This is a genomic window from Simiduia sp. 21SJ11W-1 (assembly GCF_024138675.1).
Classification (GTDB): domain Bacteria; phylum Pseudomonadota; class Gammaproteobacteria; order Pseudomonadales; family Cellvibrionaceae; genus Simiduia.
This window is the reverse complement of sequence record NZ_CP090959.1, coordinates 966,227-992,415: the sequence shown is the minus strand read 5'-3', so window position 1 is coordinate 992,415 and position 26,189 is coordinate 966,227. Positions and strand designations below refer to the sequence as shown.

Sequence of the window (26,189 nt, the reverse complement as noted above, 5' to 3'; positions counted from 1 at the left end):
CGAGGATAAGGCATGACCACTGCCACTGTTTCAGCGCCCGGGGAGTTCCTGGGTCACCCGAAAGGGCTTTATGTATGCTTTGCCACAGAACTGTGGGAACGCTTCTCCTTCTACGGCATGAAGTACCTGTTACTTCTTTATGTCACAAAATACCACCTGTTTACAGACTCAGCCGGTTATGACGTATTGGGTGCTTATGCCGGTTTGGTATATGCCCTACCCCTGATCGGTGGCCTGCTGGCCGACCGCTATCTCGGCATGCGCAAGGCCGTGATCTTTGGGGCGCTGCTGCTTACCGCCGGTCATGCCACTATGGCATACGAAGGCTTTCAGGCCATGAAATTTGCGGCGGGTACTACGCTGGTTGAGGCAATTACACTCAATGACGGCACAGTCATCGCCGCTGGCACCCTGCTCACCGAGGATGTGATCATCCAGGACGTGGTGGCATTGAAGGTATTTTTCTTTGCCCTTGCCCTAATCACCGTGGGGGTAGGCTTTCTAAAGCCCAATATCTCCACCATTGTGGGCAAACTCTATGGCAAAGATGACCCACGCCGCGATTCCGGTTTCACCATCTTTTACATGGGCATTAATATCGGCTCATTCACAGCCACTATTTTGTGTGGCTGGCTGGGTGAAACCTACGGCTGGAGCTACGGCTTCGGCGCCGCGGGTATTGGCATGCTGCTGGGCCTCATCACCTTCCTTAAGTTCCAAGACACCTTAGAAGGCCACGCAGAGCCTGCAGAGCCTGCCCGCCTGAAAGAGACCTTTTTGGGCCCTATCAACAAGGAATGGGCAATTTATTTGGGCGGTTTGTTGTCGCTATCTGTGGTTTGGCTGCTGATTCAGAATGAGCCGGTTGTGCACCTTGCCCAAAACAGCATGCTGATCATTGCGGTGGTGGGCATTATTTTGTACTCCATGCTCTACCAGCCCGACAAAGGGCAAGACTGGGTAGCCATCGCCATGGCCGCGCTGACAATGGTGGTAGGCCTGGCTTGGGCCTTTACCGGCGACGACACCTGGCTTGGCATTATGCTCTTGGGCCTTGTGGTATTTATTGGTTACGGCTTTAAATCCCACAACAACGCTGAGTACAGCCGCACCGTGGTACTGATGGTATTGATTGTTTCTACCATCGTGTTCTGGGCACTTTTCGAGCAATCCGCCGGTAGCATGACGCTCTATGCCGACCGGGTGCTAGATCGCAACCTGGGCGATACCGAAATCCGCGCCTCTATGTTCGGCTCATTGAATGCAGGCTTCATTATGCTGCTGGCCATTCCGTTTGCGGCCCTGTGGGTATGGCTGGCGAAGCGTGGCTGGGAGCCTTCCACCCCCGTGAAATTCGGCCTTGGCATTATGCAGGCGGGCCTGGGTTTCGGCGCGTTAGTATTGGGTGCCGAGTTTGCCTATGACGCAGGCAAGGTGGCTATGATCTGGCTGGTACTGGCCTATTTGCTGCACACCACTGGCGAGCTGTGTTTGTCGCCCGTTGGGCTTTCTGCGGTAACCAAGCTTTCAATTGGCAAGGTTGTAGGCGTATCTATGGGCACCTGGTTCTTGGCTACCGCGCTATCTGAAACCGTTGCCACCCGCATCGGCAAGATGGCCGCTATCGACACAGGTGGCGCTGAATCAGCGGATGCCGTACAGCTACTCACTACCTATACAGAGCTCTACGAGTTCCTGATGTGGACAGGCGTAGGCGTTGGCATATTTATGATTGTCATCTCCCCAATTCTGAAGAAGGGAATGCGCGGTATTCACTGACCGAAAAATGATCACAGTGGCAGCCTTTTGCTCGCCACTGTGACTCTATATGCCTGCAGGCGGAAATGAAAACCACCCAGTCAGACGCAACTCTTGACACGCAACAAAAGTAAAAAAACTCCCGAACCATTGAAGTCAACCACCAATACACTCGTCTCACCGCACTAATCCTTCCTTTTACCTCAAATATTCTTGAGGCAGCCCCACCTCTCAGCGTTAAGCCTATGAGCCTGATTCGCTTTAGCGATAAAAGCCATAATAAAAATCATGACTTATATATGAGGATTTAATAATGATAAAACTCAACACGCTAGCCGCTGCCGTTCGGATGGCAGCATTAGGTGCAGCCGGATTGACTTTATTGGGGACACAGCAGGCAGTAGCCGCTGACGGAGAGAACGTAAACACACTTGAAGAAGTTGTGGTTACCGGCTCCAGAATCAGTAAACCAGACCTCGTAACAACCCGACCTATCGTTTCGGTAGACTCTGGCTACATCGCAGAGCGCGGCCTGACCAACGCACAAGATGCCGTAACTCAATTACCAGGCGTCTTCTCTGCTGCGAGCCCAGAAATTGGTGGCAACACTGCTGCCGCTTCAAACGGTGTCGGCCAGCGCACGATCAATATTTTTGGCCTAGGCTCACAGCGCACGTTGACCCTCGTGAACGGCGGGCGAATGGTTTCAAGTAACTCCGCTATCGGCGGCGCTAGCAACCCAGGCTCACAGGTTGACGTAAACAATATCCCCGTATCACTCATTGAACGCGTAGAAGTCGTTAAAGTAGGCGGTGCCGCAGTGTATGGTGCCGACGCGGTATCGGGTGTAGTTAACTACATACTTAAAAAGGATTTCGAAGGCGTAGAAGTCACTGTCGATAACCACTTTATCGGTGGCGACCTCGGCAGCGACACCTCTATCAGAGGGCTGATTGGTGGCAACTTCGATTCTGATCGCGGCAATGTCGTAATTGCCATGGAATACAACAAGATGGATAACATCTTGGCCAAAGATGTTGATTCCTTAGCGAATGGCTGGACTGCCCAAACCCCTAAAGGGGACGACCGGGTGCTGGACGCTGACGGAAACTTCTTCGCTGGGCAGCGCCGCCTGTACCCAGATCCACGCGCGGGAATTCTTTCGTTTTCCGGCCTCGTAACACCTGGCCCAACAGCTGTAACCAACCTTGGCCTCGGCGCATGGGATGATGGAAACTTCTATCAATTCAACCCCGACGGTTCAGGCACGCTTGTCAACTATGATCCAGGTGTAGCCACTGGTAATGCTGTTTGGGCTTCCGGCGGCGACGGCCTTGATCTAGGCGCTACCAATACCGCTCAGGAAGGCTACGAGCGCTGGAACATCACTGCGATGGCCAACTATGAATTCGCTGATAATCTGCGGTTCAACACCACAATCTTTACCAACTCCATGGAAGCCGACAACCCTGGATACCAGGCTTTACAGTACAACAGTGGTGTATTTGGTGGTTTGGGCGGGTCTCTGGAGTTCGACACCAGCTACCCTTTCCTGAATGATCAATCACGTGACCAGCTTGAAACATTGGCAGGTGGACCGACCACTTTCTACATGCACAAAGGCTGGGTTAACCTTGGTCAGCGAGAAGTTCGCAATGAAAGCGAATTGTTCAGCCTGCGTTTCGCCTTCGAAGGTGAGTTCGCAGTTGCGGACAAAGAGTGGAGCTGGGAAATGGCTTACCAGCGTGGCTGGAGCTCTGTTTACTCGCAGTCTACCTCGATTCATGACGCACGCTTCCTTGCCGCCATGGACGTAGGCATAAATCCCGAAACAAACGCCATTGACTGTAAGTACAATTATGAAGACGACTATGGCGAAGACCTGCGTAATGGCGGATTTGGTCTTGCTTCTGACGATCTGACCCTAGGGGCTGCTGGCACTTGTGCACCACTCAACCCCTTCGGTGACGTAAGCGCACAGGCATTTGACTACGTAACTTATAACTCTATCGGTAAAGCCCGCAATGAACAGGAGATATTCAGTGCCTTCTTGACCGGAGATCTCATTGAACTGCCAGCAGGTGCACTTGGCTTTGCAGTAGGTGCGGAGTTACGCGATGAACAAGCACGCTACTCGGCGGACGGAACCAACGCTCTGAACGGTACCGCGGATGACTCTATCAATGGCGGCTATGACACTACTGACTTCTACGGCGAGATTTATGTACCCGTAGTTTCAGAAAACATGGACATCCCGCTGATGAGCAGCCTGTCCTTTGAGGCTTCATATCGGACTATGGATAACAGCCGTTCTGGCGAAGATGATGCGTGGGCTGTAGGTTTGAATTATCGTCCCATCTCAGACGTAATGATTCGTGCGAATGTACAGAAAACCGTTCGTGCACCGGCGGTTACTGAACTGTTCCAACCTCGTGTTGATATCAGCGATTTCGCTTCTGACCCATGTGACGCACGATTCCTTGGAAATGGTCCAAATCCAGAAGTTCGTCAAGCTAACTGCGCAGCAGAAGGTATTCCTGCTGACTTCAACAGTATCGCAGTTAATGCGTCACGCCGTGGGTACTCTGGCGGTAACGATGAACTGGTCAACGAGAGTTCAGACGCCTCAAACGTCGGGATTATTTATACCCCTTCGTGGATGGAAGGTTTGGCCGTTGGTGTTGACTATGTTGAAATCGACATCGAAGATGCTGTTGTAGAGTTTACACTGACCGACATTATGGAAGCTTGTTACGATGGTTCCGACTATCCGAACAACTTCTGCGGCATGTTTACTCGTGGCTCAGACTTCCAGCTTCCAACAGCAAACGCCTTTGAATCTGGTTACGTAAACGCCGCACTTCGTAGCTTCCGCGCCGTAGAATACAACATCTCGTATGGCGCGGGCGTAAACGATATGCCACTAATTGGGAATATGTTGGGCAGCACTGACGCTGGATTTTTCAATGCAGACCTGCGCTTCTTCAACCTGAAGAAAGATGCCATCTCAAATACTGGGTTCGATTTCTCTGACGACACAGGCCAATACGATTCACCAAAATGGCGTTCTGAATTACGACTCCGTCATGAAATTGGCAAACTCACCACAATCGTTGATGTTAGCTATCACGGCGAAGGCGATCGAAACGTAGAGCAAACTAACCCTCTGCAGTACATCGACCAGCACGGTAAGCCGTTTACAGAAATCCAAAGCCGCACGTTGGTTGACCTAGGCATAAACTATGCGCTGACAGACAAGTCTCGCGTAATCCTATTAGTCGATAATGTAACCGACTGGAAGCCTAGCGCTCGTGAGTCCAACATTGGACGTTGGACTTACGGCACTTCCTACACTCTGGGCTTCTCTACGAAGTTCTAAGATCAGGCTAGGCGGTTAACCATACTTTGGGCCGGCATTTGCCGGCCCTTTTTTATGATTGGCAATCAACTCAACATTTAACTCAGACCGGGCGGGCGAGCAGAGCCCGCCTACAGCTGGCGCTGAAACCAGCAGGTAAGTATGTACTTGGCACCATTCTTAATTGGAGCTCCAGAATGTAAACTTAAAGGCAATAGCTCCATAGATCGCTCTTCAACATTTCGAAACGAAATAAGCTTTCCACGCTCCGGCTCAACCTCGAGCTTTAATCGAGGGAAGCATGTTTTACCTCCTTCAAAACAATCATTTAAATAAATAATAGCTGTTTTCACACGCTGCACCTTTAACTGCCTCATGGCTGAGAAAGAATATGCATCAAAATGGGGGCGGCACTCTTCACCAGGCCGATACCGTATAAAAACCGGAGGCTCCTCCTATTACTATGGACAGCGCCTCAGCATTACCTGTCAGCGCTGAACATTCTATTGAAGTTGCGTCCTCACCACCCGCACTGGCGCCCTTCGTTTTGCTCATCAAGCCAAACTTTAAGCGGGGCGAAGTAGTCGGCTATGGCTGAGGCATCCAGGTTTGGCTGGCCTGTGAGTGCTTCCATGGCGTTTTGCCAGGGTTGGCTGCTACCCATGGCCATCATGGCTTGCAGCTTTTCACCGGCAGCTTTGTTGTTGTAGATAGAACAGCGGTGTAACGGGCCTTGGTAGTTGGCGGTTTCACACAGCGCGCGATGAAACTGGAACTGCTGGATAAATGCCAGGAAGTAACGGGTATAAGGCGTATTGCCGGGAATGTGGTACTTGGCACCCGGGTCGAAATCGGCCTCGGTGCGGGCAACCGGCGCGCTGATGCCCTGGTACTGCTCGCGCAGCTGCCACCAACCCTTGTTGTAGTCTGCCGGCTGAATTTCACCGTTAAATACCTGCCAACGCCATTTATCTACCATTAAACCGAAAGGTAAAAAGGCAATTTTATCGAGCGCCATTTGCATCAGGTAGCCAATGTCTTCTGAAACAGGGGGCTCTTCTTTTAACAGCCCAAGGCTTACCAGGTAAGAAGGCGTGATGGAGAGGGAAACCGTGTCGCCCAGGGCTTCGTGGAAGCCATCGTTGGCGCTGCCTTGAAACAAAAATGGCTGGTGATTGTAGGCGCGCTGATAATAGTTGTGGCCCAGCTCGTGGTGCACAGTCTGGAAATCTTCGCCATTTTTCTGAATGCACATTTTAATGCGCAGGTCGTCTTTGCCATCCAGATTCCAGGCACTGGCATGACACACTACATCACGATCGCGGGGTTTGGTAAACTGTGAGCGCTCCCAAAAGCTCTCGGGCAACGGCTTGAAACCCAGCGACGAAAAGAAGTCTTCTGCCGTGCGCACCATGCCCAGCTCGTTCATGCCGCTTTTTTCAATTAAGGTAGTGAGGTTATAGCTTTGCTTGCTGTTTTCAGGCTTTACCTTGTCGTACACATTACCCCAGGTTTGCGCCCACATATTGCCTAAAAGGTGTGCGGGAATTTTGCCGGTGGCGGGCACAACATCTGGGCCGTAGCTCTCGCTTAACTTGGCTCGCACATGGCAGTGCAACGCATCGTATAAAGGCTTTACTTTATTCCACTGGGCATCTACGTCGGCTGCGAAGGCATCGGGGGCCATATCGTAATTGGAGCGCCACAGTACAGAGAGGTTTTCAAAGCCCAAATCCTTGGCGCCGGCATTGGCAATTTCCACCTGGCGCTGGTAGAGCGGGCGCATAGGCGGCGACACAGTGCGCCAACCGGCCCACATTTCCTGCATTAAGGCCGGGTCTTTACCCTCGGCCAAAATATTGCTCATTTGCTGTAAGTCAAAACACTCGCCGCTTTCACGGCAGTATTTGCCAGAACCGTACATGCCCTGCATTTTTGAGCCAATATCGGCAAGCTCGCCGGCCAATTGCTCATCGTCTGGCGATGGAAAGCTCAAACCTAAACGCAAAGCATCGAGCTTGCGGCGCACAACCGGGTCTAGCTCTACGCCATCCCAGTTTTTTACCTGTTTGGCATACTTCACCACCTGCAAGGTGTATTCCTTGCCGGCTTTGGCCTCAACAAATTGGCTGTCCATGTTGATGTAGGTTGCTGCCAACCAGCTTGCGCGCGAGGCGTACTCGGCCGTTGCTTTGAGCGCTTGCTCGGCCTCCGCCACAAACGCCTCGGCGCTGGCCTGATTGTAAACAGGGGCCGCGGCCACGGTGGCTTTTTCGGTGCCCTTTGGTTGGCAGCCAACCATCAGCCCTACCGCCACGGCGGCTACGAGCGCTTGCTTGCGGGATATTATTTTCATTGTTGCTCCTGGTTATTGTTGACTATGGATTAATCTTGCCATTCGTCAGCGGTGACAATTTCAGATTCTTGCCGGGCGTCTGCCACCCAGGCCTGCAGTGCGGGCAGGGCCAGCACCTGTTCTACGTAGGCCTGGCAGCGCGCGCTAACAGGCAACTGGTAGGTGTGAATACGCAGCGCCACGGGCGCGTAGTAGGCATCCACTATGCCAAGCTGGCCACCCAGCCAAGGCCCGCCACTGGCTTCAAGCAGGCTATGCCAGAGTGATTCAAGGCGCGCCAAATCCCGCTCCACATGGCCCCTGAGCGGCGCCTTGAAGGGCGTTTTACGGCAGTTCATGGGGTAGTGATTGCGAAGCTCAGGGAAGCCTGAGTGCATTTCCATCACCGCCGACATGGCGAGCCCCTGCACTACCGGATCTTTGGGCCAGTTGGCGCTGTCAGGGAAGTTTCTGTAAACATATTCTATGATCGCCAGCGAATCCCACACCCGCACCTTGCCGTGAATAAGCGCCGGCACCTTGCCAGAGGGCGAGTAGGTGTAGATTTCCTGTTGGAATTGGTGGGTATCCAGTGGCAGGCGAATTTCATCGAAGGCGATGTCGTTGAGTTTCATATAGAGCCAGGCGCGCAGCGACCAGCTTGAATAGTTTTTGTTGCCAATTACGAGGGTTAACTCAGCCATACAGGTTCCTCGGCTTATTCTGCTTGGGTTTGGTACAAATTAAAGCCACACTTCTGGTAGTTGGGAAGTGCCGCCGGGTGATCCAGCTCGCAAGTGTGCACCCACAAGCGCTGTGCACCCGTCTGCCAGCCCCGGGTAATAGCTGCACTCAACAGCGGCCGCCCGAGCCCCTGGCCCACAGCCCATGGGCACAGGCCGAAATAACGGATTTCCGTATCAGCCCCGCGTAGGCTGAGTTCAAAGTAGCCGGCCGCACGCCCGCTCAATGAAAGCACCACTGTGATTATCTCCTCAATGGGCACCTTTGCAGGTAATTCAGCCTCCCCCAAACCCGCCACATAGGCCCGCCAACGCGCAAGAGGCCATTGGGCTTTATCCTGCCATTGCCAGGGGCCGCCTACCTCAAGGTACATGCGCCGGTTTACCTCAGGCTGCGGGGGCGAAAGCTCCTGCAACTTAGCGCTTTCGTGGTTAAATGGCGCTAAAACGTGGGGGTTTGGGGTTAACAATTCCAAATAATAGGTTTTTACCGGCACCAGGCAATGCTCACTATCAAGGCAGTTACCATAGGACGTTGGGGCAGCCGCTTTCCTCATAGGGCAGCTCTCTGCCCCGAGCTTTGCTAACCTGTTAACCATAGCCCCACCGAGCTCAACCATGACCAATCGCCCCATTAAGTTCACCCTTTTAGGCCTTGTGACTGGCGTGTTACTGGTGCTGCCGGGTATTTGGTACGCGCAGGCGGCAACTAAGGCCAAGCCAGTACTGAAAGTGTGTGCCGATCACTACCCGCCGTTTACCATCTACGATACTCCCGCCGGCCCACCGCGCGGCTCTATAGTAGAAATTTTGGAAACCTTGGCGGTGCACCTTGAGTACGACCTCACCTACACCGCCAATACGCCATTTCGGCGCTGCCTGAGCAAATTGGAGCAAGGCGAGGTAGACCTCATGGGTGGATTACTGTTCAGCGCCGAGCGCGCCAAGTACTTACACTTGTTTCCCTACCTTACAAGCTCAAAAAAAAGCTTCTATGTGCGCCATGACAGCTTGCTGGAGATACGGGGGCTGGAAGATCTCACGGGGCTGACAGTGGGCACCACGCTCGGCCATAAATACTTCCCCGCTTTCGATAACAGCCAAGGGCAATTTGTAAAAGCCAATGCCGGCCACGTTAAGAATAGCTTCCAGCGCTTACTGGCGGGCCGTGTAGATGTGGTAATTGCCACCGAGCGCCAGGCAATGTTTCTGATTGCCGACACCCCGGAATTCAAAGGCAAATTTAAAACCATGCCCTTTAGCTACTCAGGTGAAAACCGCGTGTACATTGGCCTCTCAAAACGTTCACCGGCAGCCGAGCGGTCTGCAGAATTTGCAGATGTGATTGAGCAGCTGTTAGCCGACAACACCTTCGAGGCCATCAGCCGTGCGTTTTACCAACGCTATTTCAATGAGGAGTCTAGCTTTGCGACGCCTTAGCCTATTGCTTTTAGCACTGCTCGGTCCGCTCACCTGGGCACAGGCACCCTCACCTGCCGCAGGGAAAAACGTGGCCAAGCTGTGCATTGATGATTACCCACCGCTCACCTATTTTGTAGACGGTAAAGCAACCGGTGCGATGATCGATACCATGAATATCATTGGGCAGCGGCTCAACATAACCATTGAGCCCACACCCAACACGCCCTTTGCCCGCTGCCTGCGAATGGCTGAGGCAGGCCTTGCCGATTTCATGGTAAGCCTTGTACCCACGCCCGAGCGGCTTGAATACCTGGTAATGTTCCCCTACGCCGACATAGAGCCGCTGCGCTTTTTAACCCTTAAGCAATTCGCCCATAAATATAACGACCTTAAAACCATTAAACTTTCGCGCCTTGGGCTGGTAAACGGGTTTCTCTACCCGGATGAATTTCACGCTGAAACGCTTTCAGTACTACTGGCACCCACTGCCGAAGCGGGCATCCGGCTACTGCACTCGCGCCGTGTAGACATACTTTTGTTGAATGAAACCATTGCCGTGCACCTGGTAAAACGCGACGCACTCAAGGTTCAGCTGCGCAATCAGCAGGTCGTGATGTTGCCGCTCACCTATGAGCGTGGCGGCAACGCCAATTCAATTGCCATTTCAAAAAAATCGAAGTTTATTGGCCTGCAAGACGCGCTGGCAGAGGTGGTGGAGGAGCTAAAAAACGATGGCACCATAGATAGGCTTATAGAAAAATACCAGGCACGCCCCTAAAGCCCAAGGTGTACCCGGCAGGTTTTTGCTTCGGTTAAAGAATTAAAACGCGATGCGCCCGGTTAGCATATCTTTGAACATCACCCAATCACCAATAAAGCTGTAGCGAGGGTATTTAAAGGTTGCCGGCTTGTTTTTCTCAAAGAAGAAGTGGCCAACCCAAGCAAAGGCATAACCCTGCACCAAACCCGCAAGTACAAACCAAGGGTTTAACGTCACAATGGCGGCACTTAAACAAACCAGTCCTAAAAACGAGCCAATAAAATGCAGGCGACGGCAGGTGCGATCGGAATGCTCGGCCAGGTAATAGGGGTAAAACTCTTTAAAGCTTTTAAATGTAGCGTCTGCCATACCAACCTCTTGTTATATTCTACTTCTCAACATTATTCAGTGAAAACAATCCCATAGCCTTCAGGGCCCATGCAGCGCGGCCATAAAAATTTGGCTTAAACAGCACACAACTAAAACCACGGTCGCATATCATCAGGCTTTCGCATATTCTGGCTTGCCGCCAGGCCAGATGGCCACACCAAAGCCCTTGCCTGTGAGCCCTAGCTACACGCCCGAAGTGACGCCAGCACCCAGTGCGAAATGGCGCCTTCTGGCAAATAAAACAAACGCTGCCGGCACAAATAAAAACGACAACAACGTGGTTAATACCGTACCACCGGCAATGGCAATAGCAAAGGGGGGCCAAAAACCACCGCCGGCCAGGATGAGGGGCAGAAAGCCACCCACGGTGGTAATGGTGGTAGACACAATGTGACGCGCGCAGCGCATCACGCCGGCTACAATATCCACTTCATCGCCGCGCACAGAATTCGGGTCTGATTTTAATTCAGCCAAAATTACTATGGCGGCGTTAATCGCAAGGCCCATCAACCCTAGCAATCCGATAATTACCGTAAAACCAAAGGCATAGCCGAACAAATACACACACAGCAAACCCAAGCCCACAGATTGAAAGGCCACGGCAAAAATAATCATACTAATACGGAAGGAGTTAAAACTCAGCACCACCACCAATACCAGGAGAGTAATAATCAAACCCACAGATCCCATAAGGTCATGCACGGCCTCGTCGCGCTCGGCGCCCTCGCCCCCCAATTCCAAACGGTAGCCGGCAGGCAGGCGAAATTCCCGTGCGGCAAGCGCTGCTTCAATATTTGCCACCGCAGCGGCGGGTAATACACCATCTCGCACAAAGGCCTGCACGGTATTTACCCGCTCGCCATTGCGCCGGGCGATGGTGCCTTGGGTTGGCTGCAGGGCCAGCGCTGCAATACTCGAAAGCGGTACCCCCTGATTGCCGGCGCTGGCTGGCGTTACAAACTGAAAATGCTGCAAGCCTTCTAAATCTTCACGGCTGGCCTCTGTTAAGCGTACCCGCACCGGTATTTCCGTGGTGCCCTCAATCAGCGAGCCACGCACCACACCATCCAGGCCACCTTGCAGCTGCTCTGATAAATCCACCAGCTGCAACTGCGCACGCCTGGCTGCATCTTCATCAACATCCAGCCACAGTTTGGGCGCGGCTGCCGAGAGCGATGCCCGCGTGTGGGAGATAGCTGCAACCGCCGACATAGCCGCGCGTACTTCTTCACCTTTCGCTTTAAGCACATCAAGGTTGGGGCCAAACAATCGCAATTCTACGGGCGCCTCAAAGGGCGGGCCTTGCTCAAGCTTGCGCACCAAAATTTGCGCCTGCGGGAAGGCCTGATCCAAACGCTGCTGAAGATCGGGAATTAAAGCGTTGGCCACGCTGAAATGCGGCGTTTTAATCATGGCCTGCGCATAGTTGGGCGAGCCGTCGCGGCCAAACATCAGGTTGTAATAAAAAGACGGGGCAGCACTGCCCACAAACCAGTGGGCAGAAGAGATTTCCGGCACTTGGTCTGCCAGGTATTGATCGATCTCAGCCACCAGCGCGCGGGTTTGCCCAAGGGATGCATGCTGCGGCAGGTACACCTCTATGTGAAACATGTCGCGATCGGAGGCGGGGAAAAACTGCTCGGTTAAATGACTCGCCGCCACAAAGCCCAGCAGCGGTAAACTCGACACCGCCACCAAAGTGGCCACCGGGCGACGCATGGCCGAGAGGATAGACTTTTCAGCCCATTGACTTAGGCGGGCGCCGGAAAATCCGCAGCGCATCCAGTGGCCCTGCTCGGTATCTTCGGGCAACCAGCGCCCGGCCAAACCGGCAATCAATGTGTGAGAGATTAACCAGGAGCCGATAAGTGAAAAAATCACTGAAAGCGCAATGCCACCCACAAACTCCCCGGCCGGGCCGGGCATTAATACAATGGGCATGAACGCCAGAATAGTCGTTAGGGTAGAGCCCAGTAATGGCAACCACAAATGGCGTACAGAGCGCAGCACGGCTTCTATGCGGGGCTGGCCCGCCTGGCGCTCACGGGCGATGGAATCGACCATCACGATGGCGTTATCCACCATAATGCCCAGCGCCACAATTAACCCGGTGACCGACATCTGATGAATGGGCAGGCCATAAAATTTCATCACCGCCAAGGTAAAGAGCGCGGTTAGCGGCAACGCCAGGGCCACGAGCACAGCCGAACGCCAACCCAGGGTAAAAAACAGCACCAGAAATATGAGCGTGAAACCCAGCACTACATTGCCCATTAAATCACTCAGCCGCCGCTCGGTATAACCGCGTTGATCAAACAGGGTTTCAAGCCCAACATTGGCCGGCAGTATTGCGCTCACATCCTCAAGGCGCCGGTCGACCTTTTCGCTCCACCTGTCGATGCGCTCATCGGCGAGCATACTGATTGCCACCACCACCGCGCGCTCGCCGTGGATCAACGCAAGGCTTTCCTGGGGTGTTTTCTCACCGCGATACACCCGCGCCACATCACCCACCAGCAAACTGCCCTGCTGGGGCGATTGCAAGGGCACACGCCGCACCCGCTCAACACTGTCGATAGCCCCGCGCACTTCCACTGCAATATTTTGCGCACCGGCGCTCAGCTCGCCGGCGGCAACTTTGCTGTCTGCCCGGTTGATGGCCTCGGCAATCGCCGCGGTAGAAAGCCCCAGCCGGCTCAGCACGGCGTTATCCACTTCCACCTGAATTTCTTCTTCAGCCGCACCAAAGCGCTCTACCCGCCAACTGCCGGGCAGGCTGCGCAGGCGGCTTTCCAGCTCTTGGGCATAGCGCCCGAGAATGGCCATATCCGGCTCGCCAGCACCCTGCCAACGGAGCGCCAGAATGCGGGTAAAGGCGTGGGTGCGATCGTCTATCAAGCGCGGCGCCAAGGCCCCTTGGGGCAACTGGTGCTGAACTTCATCCATAAGCGAGCGGGTGCGCGACCAAAGCCCGGCTACTTCATCCCCCAGAATACTGCCCTTAAGCTCTACCACTATCACCGAAAGGCCGGCCTTGGAAGTGGAGGTTACGGTGTCTATTTCAGCGAGTTCGCGGATTTTATTTTCAATTTTCTCGGTAACCAGCACTTCCACGCGCTCGGCACTGGCACCCGGAAAGGGCGTGAGGATGGTGGCATGACGGCCGGCAATATACGGATCTTCCGACAGCGGCAGGGTATTGACCGCGGCCAGCCCACCCACAATCAGCACGGCGATAACCATAACCACCAAGCGCGGGTTTTCAACGAAGCTTTTCACCAGCATCAGTGGGCCTCCAGCGTCTGCCCTAACTGGGGCGCCGCCACAGGATCATCGAGTGCCACCTGCTGGCCCGGCACCAGGCGGTGTACGCCGGCGGCCACAATGGTTTCACCGTCGGCCAGCGCGCCGGTAACGAACACCCGATCTGCGCGGGCGTGGTGAATTTGCACGTCGCGCGCCTCAACGCGCTGGGCTTGCGGCTCGGCTACCAGCGCATAGACTGTCCAGCGCCCGCGCACGCCATCGGTAATGGCATCGGCGGGAATCCAAAACCCTGCGGTGGGCACAGTGTCGTTTACCAGCAGCTGGATGATGTCGCCATTAAAGGCGCGCGCGTCGCTTGGCAACAACGCCCGCACGGTGACCGTGTTGGTCACAGGATTTACATCGGCGCCCACGGTGAGTAAGCGCCCCTCAAGCCGCTCACCGCGCAACAGTAAACTTACCTGCTGGCCTGCGGCCAGGCTGAGAGCGAAATCAACGGGCACGCCAACCTCGGCCTCCATGGCGGCCACCTCTTGCAGCCGTATCACCGGGCTGCCCGCACCCACCACCGTGCCTACATCGGCAAAGCGCCTGGCCACCACGCCTTCATAAGGTGCACGCAAGGTGGCCTTGCGCAGGCGGCTGTCTACGTTTTCAAGCGCTGCACGCAGGGCGTCGCCACTGGCTGCCAGGGTTTTCTGCTCGGTGAGTAACTCATCAAGGCGCTGCTGGGAGGCAAAGCCGCTGGCTTGCAGTGATTGGTGGCGCTCTGTATTGGCAAGGTTTAACTGCAGGCGCGCCTGGTTATCCGCCAGCTGCGCCTGTAATTGTGAACGCTCTGTCACCAACAGCTCGGTATCCAGAGTGGCCAACACATCACCCAGGCGCACCCTGTCGCCGTCGTTAACGCGCATATTGGCAACGCGGCCACCCAGCTCGAAACCCACATCGGCATCTTGCCTGGCGGCCACCCGGCCGGCAAAACGCCGCTCCAGGCTGTAACTGGCCTGCAATTGGAGCTTTTGGCTTGCCGCCTTCAAGAGGTAGCCGCTTGCAGAGTTATCATCCGATGAGCGCACAGCCGTAGACACAAGCAGTGCCAAGGCCACCGCCAACACGGGTGCAAACACCCAATAACGACGCACAACGCGTTTAATCACAACCACTTACCCCAATATTGAAATTTCTCTGGCAGCCCAAAAGCGCCGGGCCCACAGCAAAAGCCAGCCATAACAGGCCATCAAGTAGACTAGACGGTAGAGTCTAGAATATTAAAAATAGACTAGCCCGTCCAGTTTGTTTTTAAGAGATTGTTTCAGTTAAACTTGCCCGATGAATACACCCGTGAAAAAGGCCACCCGTGGCCGCAGTGAAGAAAAGCGCCAGCAAATCATTGCTGCAGCCAGCCATTTGTTTACCGAACAAGGCTATTTGAGTACCAGTATGGATCAAGTGGCCGAGGCTGCCGGGGTATCCAAACAAACGGTGTATAGCCACTTCGGCACCAAAGACGACCTGTTTCGCTTTTGCGTGGAAGACCGCTGCATTGCCAATGCCATGCACGAAGGCGTGTTTAACGATGACGCCCCCCTGCGCGAGGTGCTCATACACTTTGCCCAACATTTTCAGGAGCTGATTCAAAGCCGCGAGGCCATTCAGCTGTGCAGGCTCTGTGCTACCAATGCCGAACTGCACCCGGAAATTTCGCAAATGTTCTTTGCCGCAGGCCCGGCCCGTGTTGAGGAAACCCTGCAAGGCTTTTTGGCCCGTAAAACCCAACAAGGCCAACTTGAGTGCGACAACATTGCCATGGCCGCTGAACAGCTGCTGAGCCTGTTTAAAACCCACGATCACTTCAAAGCCATGATCGGCCTGCCCACCGAAAATAGCGCCGAACAGTTACAGCACTATCTTGAGCGCTCGGTTGACATGTTCCTCGGATTTTACGGCAACACCCAATAAGCGGTTTGCCGTTTCGGTTATTGCACATTGAGGCTGGCACACGCGACATCTGCACTATGAACGCCGCCCGTTACGCTTAAATCCACCAAGCAGCCAAAGCCAATCGCCAGCTGCGCCATCACCCTCTGCGCGCGAGCAAAAAAAAGCCCTCAAACCCCCTATTTGCGATTAAAGATTGCACAAAAGGTGTTTATAATGCCGCCCGATTTTGTAGTCGTATTACAAACCGAGGCCCAAATTGAACCTAGAAAACGCCAGTCACGAACAACTTCGCCAGTGGGAAGCCCAACTCAGCGCCGATTACGAGGCCATTGTGGCCCGCAAGCTCAGCCTGGATCTCACGCGCGGCAAGCCCTCAGCCGAGCAGCTCAGCCTTGCTGATGCACTCGACGGTATTTTGAAAGGCAACTACAAAAGCGCAGACGGCACAGACACGCGCAACTACGGCGGCGGCGATGGCCTGCCAGAGGCGCGTGCACTGGGCGCGGCCATTCTGGGCACAAGCCAGGCCGAAACCCTGGCGCAGGGCAACTCCAGCCTCACACTGATGTTCCAATGCCTGCTGAACGCCGTGCAATTCGGTTTTAACGGGCCAGACAGCGCCTGGGGCAAGCAAGGCAAGATGACATTTATCTGCCCGGTACCCGGCTACGACCGCCACTTTACCCTGTGTGAGCAATTGGGCATTGATATGGTCACTGTGCCCATGGGTACCGACGGCCCCGATATGGACCGCGTTGAAGCACTCATCCAGCAAGACCCGAGCATTCGCGGCATCTGGTGCGTGCCCAAGTATTCCAACCCCACTGGCGTGATTTACAGCGACGCCGTAGTCAGCCGCATTGCGCAATTGGGCAAGCTCGCCCAGCCCGGCTTCAAAATATTTTGGGATAACGCCTATGCTGTGCACGATTTGGGCGAGCCACAGCCACTGGCCAACATCATGGATGCCTGCAAGGCGGCCGGCACTGAAGACACCATCTTGCAGTTCGCCTCAACCTCCAAGATCACCCACGCAGGCGCAGGCATTGCCTTTGTGGCCATGAGCGAGCAAAACCTCAAGAGCTTCCGCGCCTTCCTGGGCGCCCAGAGTATCGGCCCCGATAAGGTCAACCAGCTGCGCCACATGCGGTTAATTGCCAATGCAGATCAACTGGCCACTCACATGCAGGCCCATGCCGCCATATTGCAACCGCGTTTTGACGCGGTATTAACTGCACTGGACAGTGCCTTTACCGGTAGCGATTTAGGCCAGTGGGAAACGCCTGCAGGCGGCTACTTCGTCTCATTCGACACCCGCCCGGGCTGCGCGAAAGCGGTGGTGAAACTTGCGGCAGATGCAGGCGTAAAATTAACGCCCGCCGGGGCCACCTTCCCCTACGGCAAAGACCCGCAAGATGCCAACATCCGCATCGCACCTTCAGTGCCAAGCGTTGCCGAAGTGGTGGGCGCCATGGAAGTGTTTGTAACCTGCGTAAAACTGGCCTCTGTTCGCCAAAAACTTGCAAGTTAATAGCGAACCAAAAAAATAGCAGCCTAGGGCTGCTATTTTTTTTGGTTATTTCTTATCGGGATCAAAGGGCTCTTCGGGCAACTTGTGCTCGGGCTTTTCCGGTGGCAGGCCCGGTACCTGATCTTTAAACCACGCCGCCGATTGGGTGAGAGACTCCATCAGCGAGCCCACCGAAGACGGCAGGTAAATAACGTCGCTCGACGACTCATCGGATTTCACACCAAAACGCAACACCAAATACCCCATCACACCAGAGAGCAGTGAGCCAACCAGCACAGCCAGGCGATCAGCACCCTGAAACAGTTGATCATCTTCAAAGGCCAGTGAGTTAACAAACAAACTCATGGTAAAGCCCACACCGGTGAGCAGGCCCACGCCGTAGAGCGATACCCAGTTGGCGCCCTTGGGCATTTCGGCAATCTTGCATTTAATGGCCAGCCAGCTAAAGCCAAACACACCTAACTGCTTGCCAATGAACAACCCGAAAATAATACCCAGTGGTGCACCGGCTGAAAGCTGGTCTACCGAAATACCGCGCAAATCAATACCGGCGTTACAAAACGCAAACAGCGGCAGAATAAAAAAGCTCACCCAGTAGTGCAGGTCGTGCTCCATTTTTTTCGACGGTGAAAACTGCTCACCCACATCGTTGGTGGCTTTTAGTGGAATCATAAACGCCAGCGCCACACCGGCAAGCGTTGCGTGCACACCGGATTTGAGCACGCTCACCCACAGCACCACACCCACAATCACATAGGCTGCACGCCTGAATACGCCCAGCCTGTTCATGGCAAACAACACTAACAGCGCAATACTGGCCACCCAAATAGAAAGCGTAGATAAATCTGTTGTGTAAAACAGCGCAATAATCACAATGGCGCCCAGGTCATCAATAATGGCCAGGGCCATCAAAAACACCTTCAGCGTAAGCGGCACGCGGTTGCCCAGCAACATGAGAATGCCCAGGGCGAAGGCGATGTCTGTGGCGGTGGGAATGGCCCAGCCACGCATGGCAACCTCATCACCACTGTTTACATACACGTAACACAGCGCCGGCACCAACATACCGCCAATGGCGGCTATACCCGGCAAGGTCATTTGCGAAACCGAGCTTAAATTGCCCTCCATCAGCTCGCGCTTCACTTCCAGCCCGATCAACAAAAAGAACACCGCCATCAGGCCATCGTTAATCCAAAGTAACAATGGCTTGGCAATTTCCAATGCGCCAAATTGCACCTCAACTGGCGTGCGTAAAAACAGGTTGTACCATTCGGCCAGAAAGGAATTTTTAAATACCAGCGCAAGCACGGTGGCCACAATCAGCACAATACCGGCCGAGGTATCTTTTTTGATGAAGCGATGAAACATCGCACTAAAGGACTGGGACATAATCCCTCCGCATTAAGTAGTCTGGCAAGATTACCAAACTGTTAACTATCTTTGAAATATACGCGCAACCGCTTAAGCCGTAATCTACGCAACCAGCGCCTTGGCAGATTTACCCAGGGGCCTTTTACGCACCACACAGCAAAGCGGCGCCAGATGCGCCGCTTGAAAAACCCATACAACTATCAGGCTTCACTGGGCGCAGACGGATTATCGCGCTCGGCTTCACGGGCACGGGCTTCCTGCAGTGCACGCTCGTCGGCTTCTTTTTGCAGGCGGGCAGCTTCTTCACGGGCCTCGCGTGCGGCCTTTTCTTCCGCAGTTTCAGGGGTAATGAGGCTCACAATTTGCCAATCGGCCTTGGGCTTGAAATCGTGTGAAATTGTGTAGAAAAACACCTTGCCGTTCGGGTCTAGCGCGCACAAAGGCAGCGCGCGGGCACCGTAGGTTTCGCCATAGTTCTCCATGGTGAAGGAATCTGAAATGCGCGTGGTTTTGATGGTGGCACCCTTGGCCACCAACGCCGCCAAGCGCCCGTAAGTTGCGGTTTCAGAAAACAGGCCCAACTTTTTGGCGTAGGCCTCGGATATCTGGTGCGAAGCGCGATTTTCCTGCTCGCTGGCGCTCAGGCCCAACACCGAACCTTTGCCCATGGCGTGCTCAAAATGATAGGTCACCAACGGGTTGAGCTGGCGGTACGGCGACATCACCAGTACTTGGCCCGTGGCCGATAAATCCATAGTGCGCCGTGCGTGTTCGGAAATGGGGTTGCCGTAGTAGGTGGGAATGTTATCCATGCGCGCCTGCCGGATAGAATCCCAGTTGGTATCGGCAATGCGCACGGGGATGTTTTTATCCATCATTTCCAAGGCAAACATGCGTGCAAACTTGCTGCCACCGAAAATCAGCAAGCCGTTGGGCGTAGGCGCGCGCTGGCCCAAAAAGTTTGCCACGTGCACGGCGGTCAAGCTCTGCAACACCACGGTGGTGATAATCACCAGAAACACCATAGGCACCAGCAGGTCGGCCTCGGCATAGCCCAGCTCTTCAAGCTTTAAGGCAAACAGCGCAGACACCGCTGCCGCCACAATGCCGCGTGGGGCAATCCAGGAAAGCAAGGCAATCTCGCGCCAATTGAGCCCGGCACCCACAGAAGACACCAGTACAGACAAAGGCCGGGCAATAAAAATAATGGCAAACAGCACCAATATTGCGCCCCACCCCACCTGAATAATGGAGCCAAAATCGAGCCGTGCGGCAAGCAGAATAAACAGCGCCGAAATCAGCAGCACGCTCAGGGTTTCTTTAAATTCCAGGATGTCATCCACATCCACATCTTTCATGTTGGCCAGCCACATGCCCATCACAGTGACCGTGAGCAAGCCCGACTCGTGGGCCAGCGCGTTAGAGACGGCAAACGCACCCAGCATCAAGGTTAATACGGCGGTGTTTTGCAGGTAGTGCGGCACCCAGTTTTTGCGCACCACCATGCCCAGGAAGTAACCCATGATCGAGCCCAGCCCAAGGCCAATGGCCAGTACCAGGCCGAAGGTCATGAGGGTGTGCGTCCAGGCGTCCTGAACGGCAATCACATATTCATACACCAGTACGGCCAACAGCGCGCCCACCGGATCGATAATAATGCCTTCCCAGCGCAGGATATTGCCCACTTTTGCCGATGGCCGCACCGAGCGCAGCATGGGCACAATCACCGTGGGGCCGGTTACCGTAACGATGGCACCAAACAAAAACGACATCTGCCAAGACATCCCCAGCGCGTAGTGCGCAACGGGCGTTGCCACAAACCAGGTAACGATGGCACCCACCGTGCACAGGTTGCGCACCATGGTGCCGTGGCCGCCCAGGTCTTCAAACTTCAAGGTCAGCGCGCCCTCGAACAGGATGATCGCCACCGACAGGCTCACCAGTGGAAACAGCAAATCGCCAAACAGGGCATCGGGATTTAACAGGCCCAGGGTCGGGCCCAGCAAAATACCGCACACCAGCAACGGCAAAATAGCGGGCAGCTTTACTTTGTATGCCAGGTATTGGCACGCAATGGAAAGTAAGCCAACGGCAACCAACAGGGCCATAGGGTCCATCATGTAACGTCCTCGTCCAAATACTTCATAGGGCTCAGTGGTCGCTCGAGTGCAACGCAGGCGCCGATTGAGTGGCGCGAATAATCGCACCTTGTAACTTCACCAAGGGCACCACCAGGATCTCGCCCCCGGCAGACTCCAGCAGCACGCGCTGCATATTTTTATGAACCAGCCGGCCAGTGATGGCCTGCTCGCCAAAGGTCAATTCTATTTCACGCCCCACGGCAAAGGGCATCAATTCATCGGTTAAATCGTCTGAGGGGCCCACCAACGGCTTCTGCTTCAGGCGCACCACAGGTTTTTGCAATATCAGGTTGTTCGGGTAGGTGATGAGCTCCCCGCGCAGGTTGCGAATTAACACGTGAAACAGGGTGATATCTTCCACCTGGCCGCTGATGTCTACATCTTTTTCCACCACCGATACCCAGTCGCCCACGCGGTAGGGAAAGCTGAAAAAGATTATGGAACTTGCGGTGATGTTACTTAAAATCGACCACTGGGCAAAAAACGCCACGCCAACAACGGCAAACATGGAACTCAGCAATACCTCTATATCACTGAAATCCAGCCCCAACAGGCCCAACAACACTAAACCGTAGACGATAAACAGCACCGTGTTAATGGAGCGCAGCGCAAAAGCCAGGCCCAGCTCGCTCACCGCCTGCTTCACCGCCAGTTTACGCAAACCCGCGCTCAGCAGATGACGGCACAGCAACAGCCCCAGAGTTGCGCTGACAATCAGCACAATGGTGGTTAACATCTTTGTCTCAATACCTTCTATCAACACCCGTGAGCCTCCCCCGCGAGTTCATTACCCAAGCGCCAACCAAACGCCCACCACGCCCATCAGGCTGCCGGCAATGCGGTTCAGCCAACCGGCACCGCCCGAACGCGCCAAAAAGCGGCTTAGGTGTTTGCCGCCGCTGGCATAGAGCATTAACGAGCTGAATTCTATAATGACGATAACCGCCAACAGGCCTGCCATCTGGCTCCACAGGGGCAAATCGTCGCGCAAAAACGGCGGCAGCAAAGCCACCATAAACGCCCAGCCCTTGGGGTTGCTAACGGCGGTGGTGAAGCCCTGCAAGGCGAGATCCCAGCGGGTTTGGGGGGCCTCACTCTGGGCCTCAAGGTTCGGGGGCGGCGCATGCCAAAGCTTCCAGCCCAACCACAAGAGGTAGGCACCACCCACATAGCGCAACACCGTAAACAGCCCCGGATAATTAAGCATCAACGCCGCCACCCCCAGCACCGCGGCCAAGGCCACCAACGCCACGCCCGTGAGTTCGCCGGCCATCATCCACATACTTCTGCGCACACCCACAGCCATGCCCAGCGTTAATGCCAGGGTCATGCACATGCCGGGGGAGATAGAAACCAGAAAAAATGTGGGTATGAATAACGCCAGTAAACCTAGGTCCATGAGGCTGTCGTCGTCGCAGTGGGTGGGCCATTGTGGGGGATGGCTTTCCCCCCTGTAAAGGTTTGGCCCGGCTTTTTGTACGCCTTGCACGGGTGCAGGGCTTGCGCCCTAAAAACGGGCATCAATGCCAATGACAAAGCCAGGCAAGGCAATAGAAACTGCATGAGTGGACGACACCGACAGTAAGCAAGTACTTACTGCTATCAGGCATCGCTCTGGGGCTTGGGCACACCGCTGAAGGGGAATTGGGCCACTTTATCGCCGCCTTTGATATCCACCACTTTCGCTGCACCTTCTTTTTCTACTTCATCGATGCGAATGATGCTGTGCAGCGGAATATACGAGCGCTTGACCTTGGCGAACTCGCCTTTGAGCTTTTCTTCGCCCGGGTCAACGATCATGGCCGACTTTTCACCGAATACGAACTCCTCCACCTCAATGAAACCGTACATTTCACTTTGGTAGATGGCGCGCGCGTACACCTCATACACCTGATTCTGGTTGTAAAAGATCACTTTATAGGTGGGGTTTACAGACATAGCACAAACATACCGATTGTAAGGGGGCGACCTCAGACACGGGCGGGCCACCCGAAAGGCGCGCAAGGATACCATAAAACCCTAAGCTGCCAACTGGGCAAGCCACCGTGCGCCCGCTATAATGCGCGGCTATTTTTCGATTGTTCAAGTTTTATACAGGTATCACCTTATGTCTACATCTGAAAAAGCCGTAAAGAAGCTCTACATCAAGACGCACGGCTGCCAGATGAACGAGTACGACTCTGCCCGCATGCGCGATCTGCTGGGCGACGCTCATCAAATGGTGACCACCGACAACCCGGAAGAAGCCGACGTACTACTCATCAATACCTGCTCTATTCGTGAAAAAGCCCAAGAGAAGCTGTTTCACCAACTGGGCCGCTGGAAGCACTACAAAGACACCCGCCCCGATGTGGTTATTGGCGTGGGCGGCTGTGTGGCCAGCCAGGAGGGCGCGGCCATCAGCGAGCGCGCGCCCTTTGTAGACCTGATTTTTGGCCCCCAAACCCTGCACCGCCTGCCCGAGATGATTGAAACCAAGCGCGATTCGGGTGCCGTGGTGGTGGATGTGAGCTTCCCGGAAATTGAAAAGTTCGACCGCCTGCCGCAGCCCGAAGCCGATGGCGCCACGGCGTTTGTATCAATCATGGAAGGCTGCTCGAAATACTGCACCTTCTGCGTGGTGCCCTACACCCGCGGTGAGGAAGTCTCCCGCCCGCTGGACGCCGTACTCACCGAGGTGGCGCACCTGGCGGCGCAGGGCGTGCGCGAAATCAACCTGCTGGGCCAGAACGTAAACGCCTACCGCGGCGACATGGCCGATGGCCAGGTGGCCGATCTGGCCGAGCTGATCACCTATGTGGCCGCCATCGACGGCATCGACCGCATCCGTTTTACCACCAGCCACCCGGTAGAATTTTCAGATTCGCTGATCGAGGTGTACGGCAAGGTGCCAGAGCTCGTAAGCCACCTGCACCTGCCGGTGCAATCGGGTTCAGACCGCATTCTGGCGGCCATGAAACGTGGCCACACCGCACTGGAGTACAAGTCCAAGCTGCGCCGCATCAAGAAAATCCGCCCCGACATCTGCTTTTCGTCAGATTTCATTGTGGGCTTTCCCGGCGAAACCGAGGCCGATTTCGAGGCCACCATGAAGCTTATTGAAGACATGAACTTCGATTTGTCGTTCAGCTTTATCTACAGCCGCCGCCCGGGCACCCCCGCCTCAGACCTGCCAGACGACACCCCGGAAGAGGTGAAAAAGCAGCGCCTGCAGCGCCTGCAACACCAGATCAACCAGCAGGCGCAAATCATTGCCCGGCAGATGGTGGGCAACACCGAGCGGGTACTGGTTACCGGCGTGTCCAAGAAAGATCCGGGCCAGCTCTCGGGCCGTACGGAAAACAACCGGGTGGTGAACTTCCGCTGCGATCAGGCCGAGCTCATTGGCAAGTTTGCCGATGTCCTCATTGAGGAAGCCCTGCCCAACTCCCTGCGCGGCACGCTCATCAGCTCTGAGTTAGATGCCTAAGCAGCCCCAGTGTACGGCGGCCAGCCATGGCCGCTGTGCCTTTAGGGAATAAACGCGCACAGTTTTATAAAAAATTGGCCATTCCACGGCGTTCCCCCACTCTGAGCCTTAGGGTAATCTGGAACTACCGCAGACTTTAAAGGAAGACATCTTCATTTGAATACCGCCGACACCCAAACCCCCGAGGCCCCGGCCACCGAAACCCGCAATACATTCACCTTAGAGCCCCACGACGCCAACCGGCTAGCCAGCCTTTGCGGGCCCATGAACGAACACCTGAAACAAATCGAGCAGCGGCTGAATATCAGTATTCACAACCACGGTGCCGATTTCGCCCTTATTGGCGAGGCCAGCGCCGCCAATGCCGGCCAGCACATTCTCAAACGCCTGTATGCAGAGCTTGGCGAAAAGCCCCTGCTCACCGCCGATGAAGTCCACCTGGCGCTGCAACAATCCGATGTTGAAGCCATCAATGCAGAGAGCCCCCAAAGCCCCGCCGGCATGACGCTCATTCGCACAGCCAAGTGCACCGTGCGCCCGCGCGGCGCCAACCAGCAGCGCTATGTGAAGGCCGTGCAGGGCAACGACATCAACTTCGGCATTGGCCCGGCCGGTACCGGTAAAACCTACCTGGCGGTGGCCTGCGCGGTAGAAGCGCTGCTTAAAGATGAGGTAGAGCGCATATTGCTGGTGCGCCCGGCGGTGGAAGCCGGTGAAAAACTCGGCTTTTTACCCGGCGATTTATCCCAAAAGGTAGACCCATACCTGCGCCCGCTGTACGACGCCCTCTACGAAATGCTGGGGTTCGACACAGTCGGCAAACTCATTGAGCGCAATGTGATTGAAGTGGCACCGCTGGCCTATATGCGCGGGCGCACCCTCAACAACTCCTTTGTGATTTTGGATGAAAGCCAAAACACCACCCGCGAGCAAATGAAGATGTTCCTTACCCGCATCGGCTTTGGCTCAACGGCCGTGATCACTGGCGACCCTTCGCAAATCGACCTGCCCCGTGGCCAGCATTCCGGCCTGAAGCATGTGATGGAAGTACTCAAAAACGTGGCGGGCATCAGCTTTACCCACTTCCTCTCCAAAGATGTGGTGCGCCACCCGCTGGTGCAGCGCATTGTAGAGGCCTACGAAGAACACGAAGAGCAACAACCCGACGACCAGCGCCGATGATCACAGTCGATACGGAAATCGAAAGCCAAGCACCTAGCCTGCCCACCCAAACCCAGCTGGAGCGCTGGGTGGGCGCGGCCGTCGGCAACAGGCGCCCTGAGGCAGAGGTGAGCCTGCTGATTGTGGATGAAGCCCACGGCCAACAACTCAACCGCGACTACCGCGGCAAAGACTACCCCACCAACGTGCTCTCTTTCCCGGCGGATCTGCCGCCGGAAGTAGACCTCCCCTTGCTGGGTGATCTGGTGGTGTGCGCCCCGGTTGTGGCCCGTGAGGCCCGCGAGCAAAACAAGGCGCTAGAGGCCCATTGGGCGCACATGTTGGTGCACGGCACCCTGCACCTGCTGGGCTTTGACCACCAGGAAGATGACGAGGCCGATGCGATGGAAGCCCTGGAAACTGAGATACTTGTGGCATTGGGCTACCCTGCCCCCTATGCAGACCGCGATTCTTAAGTAAAATGGCCCTTTCGCCGCAAGAACTGCGGCCCAATTTTTAACCACAAGGATCACACAGGC

21 protein-coding genes are annotated in these 26,189 nt (G+C 55.0%); 9 read left to right on the top strand and 12 right to left on the bottom strand.

The genetic code is table 11. From position 1 onward, the window contains the following. The first annotated feature begins 12 nt into the window (after positions 1-12). Together L1F30_RS04385 and L1F30_RS04380 are read left to right on the top strand one after the other, a co-directional pair. Positions 13-1,779, top strand: a complete 1,767-nt coding sequence (locus L1F30_RS04385) for a peptide MFS transporter (RefSeq protein ID WP_253359874.1) — start codon at positions 13-15, stop codon at positions 1,777-1,779. 292 nt (positions 1,780-2,071) lie between these two features. Continuing rightward, positions 2,072-5,137 (top strand): TonB-dependent receptor domain-containing protein, encoded by a 3,066-nt coding sequence (locus L1F30_RS04380; protein WP_253359872.1) that lies wholly within the window; start codon positions 2,072-2,074, stop codon positions 5,135-5,137. A gap of 110 nt (positions 5,138-5,247) precedes the next feature. Here L1F30_RS04380 and L1F30_RS04375 read toward each other — a convergent pair whose 3' ends face one another. From L1F30_RS04375 to L1F30_RS04360, 4 genes are all read right to left on the bottom strand, one after another. Beyond that, positions 5,248-5,553: a 2OG-Fe(II) oxygenase gene (locus L1F30_RS04375; RefSeq protein WP_253361740.1), complete on the bottom strand. Its 306-nt coding sequence runs from the start codon at positions 5,551-5,553 to the stop codon at positions 5,248-5,250. 83 nt (positions 5,554-5,636) lie between these two features. After that, positions 5,637-7,418 (bottom strand): M2 family metallopeptidase, encoded by a 1,782-nt coding sequence (locus tag L1F30_RS04370; RefSeq protein WP_371922658.1) that lies wholly within the window; start codon positions 7,416-7,418, stop codon positions 5,637-5,639. 83 nt (positions 7,419-7,501) lie between these two features. After that, positions 7,502-8,155, bottom strand: coding sequence for a glutathione S-transferase family protein (locus L1F30_RS04365; protein WP_253359868.1), 654 nt, complete (start codon positions 8,153-8,155; stop codon positions 7,502-7,504). 14 nt (positions 8,156-8,169) lie between these two features. Then, the gene (locus L1F30_RS04360; protein ID WP_253359866.1) at positions 8,170-8,751 is read right to left on the bottom strand and encodes a GNAT family N-acetyltransferase; all 582 of its coding nucleotides are present in this window, start codon (positions 8,749-8,751) and stop codon (positions 8,170-8,172) included. A 61-nt stretch (positions 8,752-8,812) separates the two neighbouring features. On the opposite strand from L1F30_RS04360, the gene L1F30_RS04355 reads away from it, so the two are divergent. Continuing rightward, positions 8,813-9,634 carry an ABC transporter substrate-binding protein gene (locus L1F30_RS04355; protein WP_253359864.1) on the top strand — a complete coding sequence of 274 codons (822 nt, stop codon included), beginning with the start codon at positions 8,813-8,815 and terminating at the stop codon, positions 9,632-9,634. Next, positions 9,621-10,394 (top strand): ABC transporter substrate-binding protein, encoded by a 774-nt coding sequence (locus L1F30_RS04350; RefSeq protein ID WP_253359863.1) that lies wholly within the window; start codon positions 9,621-9,623, stop codon positions 10,392-10,394. The genes L1F30_RS04355 and L1F30_RS04350 overlap by 14 nt, the downstream gene beginning before the upstream one ends. A gap of 42 nt (positions 10,395-10,436) precedes the next feature. Here L1F30_RS04350 and L1F30_RS04345 read toward each other — a convergent pair whose 3' ends face one another. From L1F30_RS04345 to L1F30_RS04335, 3 genes are all read right to left on the bottom strand, one after another. Continuing rightward, complete coding sequence (locus tag L1F30_RS04345; RefSeq protein WP_253359861.1) at positions 10,437-10,745, bottom strand: DUF962 domain-containing protein; 309 nt, start codon at positions 10,743-10,745, stop codon at positions 10,437-10,439. Between the two features lie 204 nt (positions 10,746-10,949). Beyond that, a complete protein-coding gene (locus L1F30_RS04340; RefSeq protein WP_253359859.1) occupies positions 10,950-14,051 on the bottom strand; it encodes an efflux RND transporter permease subunit in 3,102 nt (1,033 codons plus the stop codon). After that, on the bottom strand, positions 14,051-15,193 hold the full coding sequence (locus L1F30_RS04335; protein ID WP_253359857.1) for an efflux RND transporter periplasmic adaptor subunit: 1,143 nt from the start codon (positions 15,191-15,193) through the stop codon (positions 14,051-14,053). Before L1F30_RS04335 ends, L1F30_RS04340 begins: the two co-directional genes overlap by 1 nt. A 184-nt stretch (positions 15,194-15,377) precedes the next feature. On the opposite strand from L1F30_RS04335, the gene L1F30_RS04330 reads away from it, so the two are divergent. Beyond that, positions 15,378-15,995 carry a TetR/AcrR family transcriptional regulator gene (locus tag L1F30_RS04330; RefSeq protein ID WP_253359856.1) on the top strand — a complete coding sequence of 206 codons (618 nt, stop codon included), beginning with the start codon at positions 15,378-15,380 and terminating at the stop codon, positions 15,993-15,995. A gap of 238 nt (positions 15,996-16,233) precedes the next feature. Further along, a complete protein-coding gene (locus L1F30_RS04325; protein WP_253359854.1) occupies positions 16,234-17,508 on the top strand; it encodes an aminotransferase class I/II-fold pyridoxal phosphate-dependent enzyme in 1,275 nt (424 codons plus the stop codon). Positions 17,509-17,553: 45 nt separating this feature from the next. Here L1F30_RS04325 and nhaA read toward each other — a convergent pair whose 3' ends face one another. The 5 genes from nhaA to L1F30_RS04300 form a co-directional block, all read right to left on the bottom strand. After that, the gene (gene nhaA, locus L1F30_RS04320; RefSeq protein ID WP_253359852.1) at positions 17,554-18,897 is read right to left on the bottom strand and encodes a Na+/H+ antiporter NhaA; all 1,344 of its coding nucleotides are present in this window, start codon (positions 18,895-18,897) and stop codon (positions 17,554-17,556) included. Positions 18,898-19,079: 182 nt separating this feature from the next. Continuing rightward, positions 19,080-20,999, bottom strand: coding sequence for a sodium:proton antiporter (locus tag L1F30_RS04315; RefSeq protein WP_253359850.1), 1,920 nt, complete (start codon positions 20,997-20,999; stop codon positions 19,080-19,082). A gap of 31 nt (positions 21,000-21,030) precedes the next feature. Further along, a complete protein-coding gene (locus L1F30_RS04310; protein ID WP_253359848.1) occupies positions 21,031-21,756 on the bottom strand; it encodes a mechanosensitive ion channel domain-containing protein in 726 nt (241 codons plus the stop codon). Between the two features lie 51 nt (positions 21,757-21,807). Beyond that, positions 21,808-22,419, bottom strand: coding sequence for a LysE family translocator (locus L1F30_RS04305; protein ID WP_253359846.1), 612 nt, complete (start codon positions 22,417-22,419; stop codon positions 21,808-21,810). Positions 22,420-22,622: 203 nt separating this feature from the next. After that, a complete protein-coding gene (locus L1F30_RS04300) occupies positions 22,623-22,958 on the bottom strand; it encodes a DUF1820 family protein (RefSeq protein WP_253359844.1) in 336 nt (111 codons plus the stop codon). A 169-nt stretch (positions 22,959-23,127) separates the two neighbouring features. Between L1F30_RS04300 and miaB the strand changes: the two genes are divergently transcribed. The 3 genes from miaB to ybeY all read left to right on the top strand — a co-directional run bounded on the left by miaB (position 23,128) and on the right by ybeY (position 26,126). Continuing rightward, on the top strand, positions 23,128-24,489 hold the full coding sequence (gene miaB / locus L1F30_RS04295; RefSeq protein WP_253359842.1) for a tRNA (N6-isopentenyl adenosine(37)-C2)-methylthiotransferase MiaB: 1,362 nt from the start codon (positions 23,128-23,130) through the stop codon (positions 24,487-24,489). Positions 24,490-24,645: 156 nt separating this feature from the next. After that, positions 24,646-25,671: a PhoH family protein gene (locus tag L1F30_RS04290; RefSeq protein WP_253359840.1), complete on the top strand. Its 1,026-nt coding sequence runs from the start codon at positions 24,646-24,648 to the stop codon at positions 25,669-25,671. Further along, complete coding sequence (gene ybeY, locus L1F30_RS04285; protein ID WP_253359838.1) at positions 25,668-26,126, top strand: rRNA maturation RNase YbeY; 459 nt, start codon at positions 25,668-25,670, stop codon at positions 26,124-26,126. Before L1F30_RS04290 ends, ybeY begins: the two co-directional genes overlap by 4 nt. The last annotated feature ends 63 nt before the right edge of the window (positions 26,127-26,189 follow it).

Bases quoted from the DNA above. Each gene is read 5' to 3' on its own strand.
- L1F30_RS04385 (WP_253359874.1), top strand. From the start codon at position 13: ATGACCACTGCCACTGTTTCAGCGCCCGGGGAGTTCCTGGGTCACCCG.
- L1F30_RS04380 (WP_253359872.1), top strand. From the start codon at position 2,072: ATGATAAAACTCAACACGCTAGCCGCTGCCGTTCGGATGGCAGCATTA.
- L1F30_RS04370 (WP_371922658.1), bottom strand. From the start codon at position 7,418: ATGGTTGGCTGCCAACCAAAGGGCACCGAAAAAGCCACCGTGGCCGCG.
- L1F30_RS04365 (WP_253359868.1), bottom strand. From the start codon at position 8,155: ATGGCTGAGTTAACCCTCGTAATTGGCAACAAAAACTATTCAAGCTGG.
- L1F30_RS04360 (WP_253359866.1), bottom strand. From the start codon at position 8,751: ATGAGGAAAGCGGCTGCCCCAACGTCCTATGGTAACTGCCTTGATAGT.
- L1F30_RS04355 (WP_253359864.1), top strand. From the start codon at position 8,813: ATGACCAATCGCCCCATTAAGTTCACCCTTTTAGGCCTTGTGACTGGC.
- L1F30_RS04345 (WP_253359861.1), bottom strand. From the start codon at position 10,745: ATGGCAGACGCTACATTTAAAAGCTTTAAAGAGTTTTACCCCTATTAC.
- L1F30_RS04340 (WP_253359859.1), bottom strand. From the start codon at position 14,051: ATGCTGGTGAAAAGCTTCGTTGAAAACCCGCGCTTGGTGGTTATGGTT.
- nhaA (WP_253359852.1), bottom strand. From the start codon at position 18,897: ATGTCCCAGTCCTTTAGTGCGATGTTTCATCGCTTCATCAAAAAAGAT.
- L1F30_RS04315 (WP_253359850.1), bottom strand. From the start codon at position 20,999: ATGATGGACCCTATGGCCCTGTTGGTTGCCGTTGGCTTACTTTCCATT.
- L1F30_RS04310 (WP_253359848.1), bottom strand. From the start codon at position 21,756: ATGTTAACCACCATTGTGCTGATTGTCAGCGCAACTCTGGGGCTGTTG.
- L1F30_RS04305 (WP_253359846.1), bottom strand. From the start codon at position 22,419: ATGGACCTAGGTTTACTGGCGTTATTCATACCCACATTTTTTCTGGTT.
- L1F30_RS04300 (WP_253359844.1), bottom strand. From the start codon at position 22,958: ATGTCTGTAAACCCCACCTATAAAGTGATCTTTTACAACCAGAATCAG.
- miaB (WP_253359842.1), top strand. From the start codon at position 23,128: ATGTCTACATCTGAAAAAGCCGTAAAGAAGCTCTACATCAAGACGCAC.
- ybeY (WP_253359838.1), top strand. From the start codon at position 25,668: ATGATCACAGTCGATACGGAAATCGAAAGCCAAGCACCTAGCCTGCCC.